Source organism: Actinocrinis sp. (assembly GCF_035653575.1).
Lineage (GTDB): Bacteria > Actinomycetota > Actinomycetes > Streptomycetales > Catenulisporaceae > Actinocrinis.
Genome location: NZ_DASRBQ010000021.1, coordinates 1 through 12,172, shown reverse-complemented (window position 1 = coordinate 12,172; position 12,172 = coordinate 1). Strand labels below are relative to the sequence as shown.

General features: G+C 68.7%; 9 protein-coding genes, 1 pseudogene and 1 riboswitch. Of the genes and pseudogenes, 9 read left to right on the top strand and 1 reads right to left on the bottom strand.

Features of this window, described 5'->3' with window-relative positions; translation table 11 throughout:
* Positions 1–172 precede the first annotated feature (172 nt).
* From pstC to VFA06_RS03195, 7 genes and pseudogenes are all read left to right on the top strand, one after another.
* Positions 173–1,195, top strand: a pseudogene (gene pstC / locus VFA06_RS26035) (phosphate ABC transporter permease subunit PstC); the annotation flags it as partial.
* A 27-nt stretch (positions 1,196–1,222) separates the two neighbouring features.
* Positions 1,223–2,203, top strand: coding sequence for a phosphate ABC transporter permease PstA (gene pstA / locus VFA06_RS26030; protein ID WP_414639814.1), 981 nt, complete (start codon positions 1,223–1,225; stop codon positions 2,201–2,203).
* Positions 2,203–2,592, top strand: a complete 390-nt coding sequence (locus VFA06_RS03215) for a response regulator transcription factor (RefSeq protein WP_324838853.1) — start codon at positions 2,203–2,205, stop codon at positions 2,590–2,592. The genes pstA and VFA06_RS03215 overlap by 1 nt, the downstream gene beginning before the upstream one ends.
* A gap of 37 nt (positions 2,593–2,629) precedes the next feature.
* Entirely contained in the window at positions 2,630–3,406 is a 777-nt protein-coding gene (pstB, locus tag VFA06_RS03210) for a phosphate ABC transporter ATP-binding protein PstB (RefSeq protein WP_324838852.1), read from the top strand.
* 55 nt (positions 3,407–3,461) lie between these two features.
* A complete protein-coding gene (locus VFA06_RS03205) occupies positions 3,462–4,037 on the top strand; it encodes a MarR family winged helix-turn-helix transcriptional regulator (RefSeq protein WP_324838851.1) in 576 nt (191 codons plus the stop codon).
* A 30-nt stretch (positions 4,038–4,067) separates the two neighbouring features.
* Entirely contained in the window at positions 4,068–4,883 is an 816-nt protein-coding gene (locus VFA06_RS03200) for a GNAT family N-acetyltransferase (protein WP_324838850.1), read from the top strand.
* 372 nt (positions 4,884–5,255) lie between these two features.
* Positions 5,256–5,443: riboswitch (cyclic di-AMP (ydaO/yuaA leader) on the top strand.
* Positions 5,444–5,855: 412 nt separating this feature from the next.
* Positions 5,856–7,430 (top strand): DUF4082 domain-containing protein, encoded by a 1,575-nt coding sequence (locus VFA06_RS03195; protein WP_324838849.1) that lies wholly within the window; start codon positions 5,856–5,858, stop codon positions 7,428–7,430.
* A gap of 101 nt (positions 7,431–7,531) precedes the next feature.
* Here the strand turns inward: VFA06_RS03195 and VFA06_RS03190 are convergent, their stop codons facing one another.
* Complete coding sequence (locus VFA06_RS03190) at positions 7,532–8,830, bottom strand: ROK family transcriptional regulator (protein ID WP_324838848.1); 1,299 nt, start codon at positions 8,828–8,830, stop codon at positions 7,532–7,534.
* Between the two features lie 198 nt (positions 8,831–9,028).
* Here VFA06_RS03190 and VFA06_RS03185 point away from each other — a divergent pair, with 198 nt between their 5' ends.
* On the top strand, positions 9,029–10,948 hold the full coding sequence (locus tag VFA06_RS03185) for a ricin-type beta-trefoil lectin domain protein (protein WP_324838847.1): 1,920 nt from the start codon (positions 9,029–9,031) through the stop codon (positions 10,946–10,948).
* 467 nt (positions 10,949–11,415) lie between these two features.
* Positions 11,416–12,030 (top strand): hypothetical protein, encoded by a 615-nt coding sequence (locus VFA06_RS03180; RefSeq protein WP_324838846.1) that lies wholly within the window; start codon positions 11,416–11,418, stop codon positions 12,028–12,030.
* Positions 12,031–12,172 lie beyond the last annotated feature (142 nt).

Sequence of the window (12,172 nt, the reverse complement as noted above, 5' to 3'; positions counted from 1 at the left end):
CTGAGGCTGTCGCCGCGACCTGCTTGCCGCGGCGGCAGCCGAGGCCCTTCCGGCCCCGCGCCCGACGCCGGACCGCACCCCACCTACCCGACCGCACCTACGCCCGCACTGCACTGTCAGGAGAACGATGAGCGGCGAGCCGCCGGCCGTGACCGACTCCGGCCCCTCACATTTGAGCGATGAACGGCTCGGCGCGGCCGAGTACGCCCCGGCCGGTCCCCCTTCCGAGCCGCGTCGTTCGCGGCGTGGTCCTGGCGCCGGGCTGACCGGCCATTCGCGCCGCGGCGACGGCCTGTTCGCGGGCGGGGCGCGGGGCAGCGCCTGGTTCCTGCTGGTGCTGATGGGCGCGATCGTGGCGTTCCTGATCACCCAGGCGATCCACGCGATCAGCGCCGACTCGGTCAACTTCCTGACCGCCTTCGAGTGGAACCCGGACGACGACCCCTCGGTGTGGGGCGTGGCCCTGGTGGCCTGGGGCACCCTGATCACCTCGCTGTTCGCGCTGGTGATCGGCGCCCCGATCGCGGTCGGCGCGGCGCTGTTCATCTCCCAGTACGCCCCGCGCCGCCTGGCGCAGGCCCTCGGCTACGTCGTCGACCTGCTGGCCGCGGTGCCCTCCGTGGTCTACGGCCTGTGGGGCATCATCTTCCTGGTCCCGCACATGGGCGGGGTCTCCCAGGTCGTCTCCGACGTGCTCGGCTGGATCCCGATCTTCCACTACGACGGGGCGCCCGCGCCGCGTTCGGTGTTCGCGGCCGGCGTGGTGCTGGCCATCATGATCCTGCCGATCGTGGCGGCGATCTCCCGCGAGGTGTTCCTGCAGACCCCGCGCGAGAACATCGAGGCCGCCTACGCGCTGGGCGCCACGAAGTGGGAGATGATCCGCCTCGCGGTGCTGCCCTACGGACGCTCCGGCGTGATCAGCGCGATCGTGCTCGGCTTCGGCCGTGCGCTCGGCGAGACCATCGCGGTGGCCATGGTGCTCTCCCAGACCGGCACCTTCTTCACCCACTTCCTCGAGCCGGGCGGCAACACCATCGCCGCGAACATCGCGGTGCAGTTCAAGAACGCCTTCGACGTCGGGCGCGGCGCGCTGATCGCCTCCGGCCTCGTGCTGTTCGTGATGACCCTGCTGGTCAACTACCTGGCCCGGTGGATCGCCCAGCGCGGCGTCATCAAGGAGGACTCCGGAGCCACCCCGACCGTCGCGGAGGCGCCTGAGGTGGCGGTGGCGAGGGCCGGAAGCGACGTGAGCCCGGTGGAGAACTTCCGTCGCAGCCCGTTCCACCGCGCGATCGACCCGAACGACGCGCACCAGGACCCCGGTTTCTCGGCCGCCCCGCTCAACTCGGTGGCCGCCGGCCGCCGCCTGGCGAACCTGTTCGCCCGCGGCGGGGTCGGCCTCGCCTTCCTGCTCGCGGTGCTGCCCCTGGCCTCCATCCTGGTGCTGGTGATCAGCAACGGGGCCAAGTCCTTCAACGGCAACTTCCTCTACCACTCGATGCGCAACATCGCCGAGTCCGACCCGGGCGGCGGCGCCTACCACGCCATTCTGGGCACGTTGGAGCAGGCCGCTCTGGCCACGCTCATCGCGGTCCCGATCGGCGTGATGGTCGCGATCTACCTGGTGGAGTACGGCCGCGGCTGGCTGGCCCGCGCGGTGACCTTCATCGTGGACGTGATGATGGGCCTGCCCTCGATCGTGGCCGGCCTGTTCATCCTGTCGCTGTGGATCCTGGCCTTCGGCTTCAAGAGCTCCGGGTTCGCCGGTTCGCTGGCGCTGATGATCCTGATGCTGCCGCTGGTGATCCGCTCCAGCGAGGAGATGCTCAAGCTCGTGCCGCACTCGCTGCGGGAGGCCTCCTACGCGCTCGGCGTGCCCAAGTGGCGCACGGTACTGCGGATCGTGGTGCCCACCGCGCTGCCCGGCATCGTCACCGGCATCATGCTCGGCGTCGCCCGCATCATGGGCGAGACCGCGCCCGTGCTGCTGGTGGTCGGCTTCACCTCCTCGATCAACCAGAACCCGTTCAGCGGCGCGCAGGGCTCGCTGCCGGCGTTCATCTTCAACGAGGCGACCCAGCCCTACCAGCCCGCGATCGACCGGGCCTGGGCCGGAGCGCTGACCCTGATCCTGATCATCATGATCCTCAACCTGGCCGCCCGGCTGCTGGCCTGGTGGAAGAAGCCGGGACGCGTCTGATGACCGCGCGCTCGCACACCCAGACCGGCCCCGCCCGCCACGACGCGTACGTCGCGGTGAGCCCGCAGACCCTCGGACGGCTACGGCTGCTGACGGTCGGCCCGGTCGAGCTGAACCTCGACGGCATGGCGGTGCGGGTCGCCGGGCGCAGCGTGCACATGGCACCGAAGGAGTTCGAGCTGCTGGCCGTGCTCATGGAGAACGCCGGCCGGCTGCTCACCCGCAGGCAACTGCTGGACGCGGTCTGGGGCGAGGGCTACCCGGACCGCAACAAGACGCTCGACGTGCACATCCGGCGGCTGCGCCGGCACCTGGAGATCGACCCGGACGCCTACGCCCGGATGCGCACCGTGCGCGGCCTTGGCTACGTGTTCGACATCGGCGACTAGCGGACTGACAACCGGAACGAGAAGGAAGAAACTCACGATGGCAAAGCGGATCGATGTCTCCGGGATGTCCGCGTACTACGGCGGCTTCAAGGCGATCGACGAGATCAGCCTCACGGTCGAGCCCCGCACGGTGACCGCGTTCATCGGCCCGTCCGGCTGCGGCAAGTCCACCGTGCTGCGCACGCTCAACCGGATGCACGAGGTGATCCCGGGCGCGCGGGTCGAGGGCAAGGTGCTGCTCGACGACGTGGACCTCTACGGCCCCTCCATCGACCCGGTCGCGGTGCGGCGCACGGTCGGCATGGTCTTCCAGCGGCCCAACCCCTTCCCCACCATGTCGATCTACGACAACGTGGCGGCCGGGCTGCGCCTGAACGGCCTCAAGAGCAAGGGCGACCTGAACGACCTGGTCGAGCACTCGCTGCGCGGCGCGAACCTGTGGGAAGAGGTCAAGGACCGGCTCGGCAAGCCGGGCGCGGGCCTGTCCGGCGGACAGCAGCAGCGCCTGTGCATCGCGCGCGCCATCGCCGTCTCCCCCGACGTGCTGCTGATGGACGAGCCCTGCTCGGCGCTGGACCCGATCTCCACCCTCGCCATCGAGGACCTGATCGCGCAGCTCAAGTCCGAGTACACGATCGTGATCGTCACGCACAACATGCAGCAGGCGGCGCGCGTCTCTGACCGCACGGCCTTCTTCAACATCGCCAGCACCGGCCAGCCCGGCAAGCTGATCGAGATCGACGACACCGCCCGGATCTTCGCCAACCCGGCCCAGCGGGCCACCGAGGACTACATCACCGGCCGCTTCGGGTGAGTCCGCAGTTCGATCGCCCACGCCGATCGAAGGACAGTACCGGTACAGTGTCTGCGTGACCGGGAGTGGCGCGGCGAGGGCCGAGGAAGCGAACGCCACGCCACCGGTGTCCGTTTCCGACGCGGTATCCCATGCGAACTCTGCATCCGACGCGAACGGCGCGCCGGCGTATCCCGCCAGTGCGTACACGCTCACTGACGTGGTCGCGCGACTGCGTCGGGTGCTTCGCGCGAGCATCCGGGCCGACTACCCGTGGGAGTCGCTGCCCATGGCGCAGGTCGAACTGCTCCAGTCGCTCGCCGACGCGGCTCCGGCGCGGGTGGGCGACCTCGCCACGAGGTTGCGGCTCGTCCCCTCCACCGTCAGCGGCCTGATCAGCCAGATGATGATTGCCGGCCTGGTGGAGCGCGGCACCGATCCGGCCGACCGGCGGGTCGCGGTGGTGGAGCTGAGCGAGCACGGCCGCCGCCAGCTGGCCGACTGGCACGCCGCACACCGCGAGCGGATCGCCGCCGCGCTCGGCGAGCTCGGGCCGCGGGAACAGGCCGCGATCGACGCCGCGCTGCCTGCCCTCTCGCTGCTGGTGGATCGGCTGGCCGAGCAGCGTCGCGAGGGTCCCAGCAGCCGATAATCGGTTGCGGGCCTGCTTAGTCTCCATCGTGTGACTGATATCGCCGCGCTGCTCGCCGCGTATGACGAGAACACCCGTGCCGTCATCCACGAACCCCGTCCCGCGGGGATCAGCTACGAGTGGGACGGCGCGCTGCTGCGCACGGTCGGCATGCACCGGGGTTTTGTCGAGACGCCGCGGGATCCCGGAGTGCGCGGCGCCGAACTCGACGCCCTGATCGCCCGCCAGCGCGACTACTTCGCGGCGCGCGGCGAGGCCGTGGAATGGAAGACGCGCGGGCACGATCTGCCGGCGGACCTGACCGAACGGCTGGCGGCCGCCGGGTTCGAGCCGGAGGACCGGGAAACCGTGGTGATCAGCGAGGCCGCGGCCCTCGCGTCCGAGCCAGTCATGCCGGAAGGCGTGACGTTGCGTCAGGTCACCGAGGGCGAGGGCCTGGAGGACGATCTGCGCCGGATCGCGCAGATGCACGGCCGCGTGTGGGGCGAGGATCACGGCTACCTCGTGGATGACCTGGCCGGCCGGATCGCCACCGGGGGCGAGGATTTCGCGGTGTTCGTCGCGGAGGCGCAGACCCCGTCCGGCCCCGAGGTGGTTTGCGCGGCGTGGCTGGTGCTGCGGGAAGGCGAGGGCTTCGCTGGGCTTTGGGGTGGCTCGACGCTCGCCGAGTGGCGCGGGCGCGGTATCTACAAGGCGATGGTGGCCCGTCGCGCGCAATTGGCTGCGGCGCGCGGAGTGAAGTACCTCCAAGTGGACGCCTCCGAGAACAGCAGGCCGATTCTGCAGCGGCTTGGACTGCACGCCGTGACCACGACGACTCCCTACGTGTGGACGCCAAAGCACTGATACACCGTCGCCTCACCCGGTCAAGCCCGAGTCGGCGGGAGGGCTACGTGCTGTAAGCTCCCGTGCACAAAAGGAATCTGACGCCGCGTCAATTTACCGCTACCGACGGTGAGGCAGGCAACACAACTGCGCTCAATGTGCGACATAGAGCCACCAAGCCATGGCACATAGCGAACGATTGGGTAGCGACAAGTAGCGAATTTCACAAACACCCCCGAAGAGGGTGACACGGCGCGGGGCGACCTCATAGGGTCGAGCGCGTGCGCAGGCTAGCGCTGTCGAAGACGGCACCGGCGCACCCGCCGAGTCCACGTGTGGCACGGCGGACCGCGTGCCCCCGGCAGCCTTCGAGCTACCGGGCCGGTGTGCTCGCGGTCCGGCGCGCCGTGGAGCCGGGGACCCACCTTCGTCGTACGACGGCGTCCCTGGGGTGAATCGGTGCGTAGTGCCGGATTGCCGCCGCGAGTATCGCCGCTGCAACCGCGCACCGCGCCGTAGGGCGACAAGACTCCCCCGCCCGAACCCGTCAGCTAACCCGGTAGGCGGCCGGAGGAGAGGCACGACACGACCCTATGGGCGTACATCTAGAACCCACGGCACCAGCATCGGCTTCGGTTCCGATAGCCGCCATCGCCACCGTCTCCGTGACGAGTCTGGCCACCGGCCCCGCACCCTCGTGCCGGGCCGAGCGCGAGCGCATACGCGAAACTCGCTGACCAACCGGCGACAGCCTGCACTGCCGACCAGCTCGGCCGGTCCTGACCACGGCTGTCGACGCCTCAGGGCTCGGGCGCGCGACTCGCTGAGTCGGTGAAACGCCGCAACATCATCCTGGCCGCTCGGCTTTCGCGCGCCCGTAACCAACCTGACTCCCCGTCACACGCCTCGGCACTGCGCTGCCGCGGTGGGTTCCCACCTGGCTGTCTCCCGCCGCCCTGTCGGCCTGACCGCCGCCCTTTGAAGGACAAGTTTGTGAAGAAAGCCGCTCTACTCTCTGTTCCCTTTGCATTGGCCGTCGCGCTGCTGGGCTTCTTCCTCAGCTGGAACGCCTCCGCAGCGCCGAGCGTGCAGAGCCTCTGGTCCACCAACACCGTCCCGGCTCACGCGGACGCCTCGGACTCCAACAGCGTCAACGTCGGCCTGAGGTTCCATTCCTCGGTGTCGGGCCAGATCCTCGGTATCCGCTTCTACAAGGGCCCCGGCAACACCGGAACCCACGTCGGATCGCTGTGGACGTCCACGGGCAAGCAACTGGGGAACGTCACCTTCTCGAACGAGACGACGACGGGTTGGCAGGTCGCGCACTTCGCGACGCCGATCAATATCGCGGCGTTCACGACGTATGACGCGTCCTACCTCGCTCCGCACGGTCACTACGCCTACGACTACAACTACTTCGGCACCGCTCGGCAGAGCGGAAACCTGGTGGCAGAACAGGCGACGTCGCTGAACGGCAACGGCGTCTACACGTACGCCGGCACAACGGCATTCCCGGCGACGTCGTCCAAGGCGTTGACCAACTACTGGGTCGACGTGCTGTTCCAGCCCTCGGCCACGACGGCTTCCACGCCGGCGCCGACCACCACGTCGGCTTCAAGCAGCCCATCGGCCTCGGTGAGCAACACCGCCTCGGCCACGCCTTCCGTGACCTCCTCGCCGTCGTCCGCCGCGGCCTCGACGCCCGCCGCGGTCACCACCACGGCCGCATCGACCGGTGGCTACGTCAAGCCCGGCACCGTGGGCTACCTGGGCAGCACGTCAGCCCTGACGGTCTACGAGCCCGGCGGCGCGGCTCCGAGCGGTTGTTCCTGGCAGTCCTACGGCCTTCGGTGCGACCAGACGGACCTGACCCTCGACCACGTGTGGATCAAGGGCAGCTTCTACTGGACGGGCACCGGCAACCTGACGATCTCTCAGTCGATCGTCCAGGGCGGAACCGGGACCTCGTGGTACGCGATCCTCGGGCACCCTACGAGCTCGGGGGCTCTCAACTCGACGATCAAGGTGACCGACTCCACGGTGGGCTGGCTGCCCGGAAAGACGATGCCCGCCGGCGAGGACGTCGCGCCGATCTGGTCCGCTTATGGCAACCAGGCGCAGATCGCCATCCGTGACGACCTGTCCGGCATGTCTCAGGGCATTGACCCCACGGCCAACTCGGTCATCCAGGACAACTGGATCCACGGCCTGGTGCAGAACGGCACCGCGAGCACCCCGACGCACCTGGACGGCATTTTCAGCCAGGGTGGCGGCAACATCAAGATCGAGGGCAACTACGTGGACGTTCCCGTCCGCAGCGACACCACGGCCGCGATCTTCATCCAGGACCGTGGATCCACGGACACCGGCATCTCGATCATCGGCAACTACCTCAACGGCGGCGCCTTCAACCTGCGCAACCAGACGGGTATCAACGTCACCGTCGAGAACAACACGTTCGCGAACAGCGTGTGGGGAGCGGTCGGCGACCTCTCCGGATACCCCGGCACCTATGGAACCTGGACGGGTAACGTCACGCTCAATCAAGCAGCCGTCGTCAAGCCGTAGCCCAAGCTGAAGCAACAGCTGAATCTAAAGCGGAGCCCGTCCACGGGTTCTAATACTCCTGGACCCTGGAGGTCGGCGCGTTCCCACGCCGACCTCCAGGGTCAGCGGAGGTTCAGGCTCGGCGCACCGATCGCGCCGAGGTCCGGTCCCTGCGCCGATGCAGCGCTCAGAAAGCCCGCGACCGGGAGCGTGGCCGCCCCGCGGGCTACGGCGTCCGGACCCAGCTGGCACAGGCTCAGATCCACCGTCGCGAAAGCGTGCCGCAGCGCGTACTCACCGGCGATCTCCCGCACCCGCGGCAGCAGGCGCGCCCCCAGCAGCAGCCCGGCCCACCCACCCAGAGCGATCCGCTCCGGGTTGAACAGGTTGATCAGGTTCGCGACGCCGACGCCCAGGTAGACAGCGGTTTCCTCGAGCACGGCGCGCGCCGCCTCGTCGCCGCGTTCGTCGGCCGCCAGGATCGCCGCCAGTGCGCTCTCCTCGCTTTCCGGCTGCGGTCCAGCTCCCAATGACGTCGCGTCAGCCGCTGCCTCGCGATACCGCTCGATCACTGCCTCGGCGCCCACGTACGCCTCCAGGCAGCCGCGCGCCCCGCACCGGCACGGTCGCCCGCCGACCTGGACGGTCGTGTGGCCCCACTCCCCCGCGCTGCGTCCCGTGCCGCGATACGGAGATCCGTCGGTGACGACGCAGGCGCCGACTCCGGATCCGATCAGCGCGATGACCGCGTCGCGGGTGCCCGCTCCGGCTCCGAACCACATCTCCGCCTGGCCGAGGGTGTTCGCGCCGTTGTCGATGAAGAGCGGCATGCCGGCGCGCATGCTTCCGGCCTCGCGCAGCAGTCGCTCCAGCGGAACCGCGTCCCAGCCGATCGTCTGGCCATGCACTACCACGCCGCCCCGGCTGCCGCTGTTCTCTCGGCCGCGCTCGACGACACCGGGGACCCCGACCCCGACGCCGGCCACGCTCGCCTGATCGATCCCGCTCTCCTTGAGTACGCCGCGCAGTCCGGCGTCGATGCGTTCGACCACCGCCGCAACGTCGCCGCAGCCGTCCGGCAGCGGATACTCGGCGCGCGCCAGCACGGCGAGATCCAGCGTGAAGAGCTCCACCAGCACCCGGGTCTCCCCGACGTCCACGCCGATGGCGTGCCAGCGCGAGCCGTCGACCCGGAGCAGGATGCGGGGCCGGCCGCCGTCCGATCCGACCGAGCCGACCTCGGCGACCAGACCGTCGTTGATCAGGTCGCCGATGACGTTGCTGACCGAGGCGGCGCTCAGTGTGGTGGTGTCGATCAAGTCCTGGCGGCTGAGCGGGCCGTCGAAGTAGAGGCGCCGCAGCAGCAGCGACCGGTTCGACCGCCTTAGGTCGCGCACGGTTCGCATGACGCGCTCGGCCATCCGTTCCTTCCCGCCTTTCTCCAGCCGCATCCCCTGGACAGGCTGCCGCATCCCTTGACGAAAGTATGGCGTACGAGTTAAATCACAGCGCGAATTAAGGGCGGCGCCGGGTCATCGCGACGCCGTTCGATCACAACTTCACCCACCGTCACCCGCACCTGCGGGCCGCCTGGCGCAGCGGCCGGAAGGCGAGAGCTCATGGCCCCACCGAACCTACCGCTCGGCCGCGCTGCCGGGCTGCGCACCCTGATCATCGCCGGCGCCGCCGGCGCGCTCGCGGCCGGCGCACTGCTGCTGGCCACCCCGGCGCACGCCGCCGGAGAGACCGTCAACATCTGGCTGACCACGACCAACGACTCCGGCGGCCGCAACGTCACGCGCGGCCTCCAGCAGCAGTCCCCGATCTCGTTCGGCTCCGGGAACGCCAACGGAGCGGTCACCGTCACGGTCAACGAGAACACCAAGTACCAGCAGTTCGTCGGCGCCGGCGCGTCGATGACCGACACCGCGGGCTACCTGCTCGGCAGCAGCGGCGCGCTGACCTCCGCGACGCGCAGCGCCGTGATGACGAAGCTGTTCGACCCGAACAACGGCATCGGCCTGGACTTCCTGCGCAACCCGATGGGCGCCTCCGACCTGGCCCGCTACAACTATTCGTACGATGACATGCCGGCCGGTCAGACCGACCCGAACCTGAACAACTTCTCCATCAGCCACGACCTGGTGGACATCCTGCCGCTGACCAAGCAGGCGGAGCAGCTGAACCCGAACCTCAAGCTGATGATGACGCCGTGGAGCGCCCCGGCCTGGATGAAGTCGGACGACAACTTCACCAGCCACAGCTACCTGCAGTCGCAGTACTACGCGGCCTACGCGCAGTACTTCGTCAAGACCATCCAGGCGTATCAGGCCCAGGGCGTGCACGTGGACTACGTGTCCGCGCAGAACGAGCCAGGCTGCTGCGACGGCTCGACGTACCCGACCATGAACTGGAACGGCAACGGCTTGGACTACTTCACCGCCACCGACCTGCTCCCCGCGCTTCACCAGGCCGGCATCACCAGCACCAAGGACCTGGCGCTGGACTGGAACTGGAGCAACTACGGCAGCTACGCCCAGCAGGAGGTCGACGACGCGACCGTCCGCAACGACTCGCTGTTCGGCGGGGTCGCCTGGCACGGTTACGACGAGGGCAGCGCGGGCGAGCAGACCACGGTGCACAACCAGTACCCGAACATCGGTCAGTTCGACACCGAGCACTCCGGCGGCACCTGGATCTCCAACCAGCAGAACGAGGACATGAACAACATCATCGACTACACCCGCAACTGGGGTCAGTCGGTGGTCAAGTGGAGCCTTGCGGTGGACCAGAACATGGGTCCGCACAACGGCGGCTGCGGTACGTGCACCGGCCTGATCACGGTCCACAACGGCGACAGCCTCAGCGGGCAGGTCGACTACACGGTCGAGTACTACGACATGGGTCAGCTCACGAAGTTCGTGAAGCCCGGGGCGTACCGGATCGACTCCACGGCCAGCTCGACGGTCCCCAACGTGGCGTGGATCAACCCGGACGGCTCAAAGGCGCTGGTCGCGTACAACGGGAGCGGCAGCACCCAGCAGCTGGTGGTCAACTGGGGCAACGAGTCCTTCAGCTACTCGCTGCCGAGCGCGACCTCCGCGACGTTCACGTGGAGCGGCACGCAGGGCAGCGGCAACGGTGGCGGCGGCGGCGGTACCGGCCCCGGTCCGGTGACGGGATACCAGGGCCTTTGCCTGGACGTGCGCAGCGCGAACAGCGCGGACGGCACCCCGGTCCAGGTCTACACCTGCAACGGAACCAGCGCGCAGTCGTGGACGCTGACCTCCGGCAACCAGCTGCAGGCGCTGGGTAAGTGCCTTGATGTATCTGGTGGCGGGACGGCAAACGGAACGCTCGTGCAGCTCTACACGTGCAACGGCACCGGAGCGCAGGTCTGGCAGCACCAGTCGAACGGCGAGTACGTGAACCCGCAATCCGGCAAGTGTCTCGACGACACCGGCTGGGGCGGGTCCGGTACGCAGGTGCAGATCTGGTCCTGTGCCGGCGGCGCCAACCAGCAGTGGAGCCTGCCGTAAGGATCCTGATCCGCGCGCAATCGTGATGGCGCAGTAAGCGCAGCGCGAGTACTGCGCCATCACGAACGCGCAGCGAGCGCACCGCGAGTACTGCGCTATCTCGAACACACAGTAGGCGCACTGCGAGCACAAGGATAGACACACACGAGCCGCGCACACGCGAGCCGTACGCGCGCAAGCCGTACACACACGAGGGGCGCACTCACAAGGCGCGCCGCCAGGCCGAGCCGAACCGATCCGAACTTGCCGCGGCCTGGCGGCGCGCCTCCACGTGCCCGCTTCAGGCGCCGGAGAATCAGGGCTCGACGGTAACGGAACGTGCTCATGGGCCACCTGAATAGCCTATTGTCGCCCCTCATGGCGTTGACAAGACTGCGTGCTGTCCACCCGCCAACGGCCCTTGCAGCGTTGGCGAGGTTTCGTCGGCACTCTGCCGGCAGGGTGCCGCATTCCCCTCAGGAGGCGCCATGTTCGTGCGCACTGTCTATGCGGTGGGCGATCCGCAGAAGATCGACGCGGCCATCGAAGCGCTCAAGGACGAGGGCCGCATGCTGCTGGCCGCGCAGCCCGGCTACCGAGGCATGGGGCTGTTCGCGGACCGGGAGCTCGGCAAGCTCTCCATCGGCACATGGTGGGACAGCGAGAAGGCCAGGCAGGACAGCGACGACGCGCTGCACACGCGGCGCTCGGAGCTGCTGCGTCCGTTCGCGACGGCGATAACGATCGACAACTGGGAGGTGATCGCCGCCAGCCGGCCCGAGCAGACCCCCACCGGCGCCTGCATGCGGATGAGCCGCCTCGACTTCGACCCGATGGACGCCGACCTGGCGGCCGAGACCATGCGCGGCATGGTCATGGACCGGTTGAAGGCGATCCCCGGAGTGATCGGCGTGGCGATGTTCATGAACCGCTCGGCGGGCCGCTCCTCGATCGGCGTGGTCTACCGGGACCGCACTGCCCTAGCGCAGTCGCGCGGGCCGGTGGCCCAACTGCGCGACGAAGCAGTCGGCAAGGCGCACTCGACGGTGCGCAGCGTCGAGGAGTTCGAGGTGATCATTACGGAGTCGGTCGGCGACAGCTGATCGTCAGGAATTCGGCCGACGACAGCTCATCGTCCCGAAGTCGATCGGCGACAGCTGAACTGATTCGGCTGGCGGCCGTGGCCCGGCCGTGTCGTGTATCCGTAGCGGCTGCGGCCTCCTCGAAGTCGAGGAGGCCGCAGCC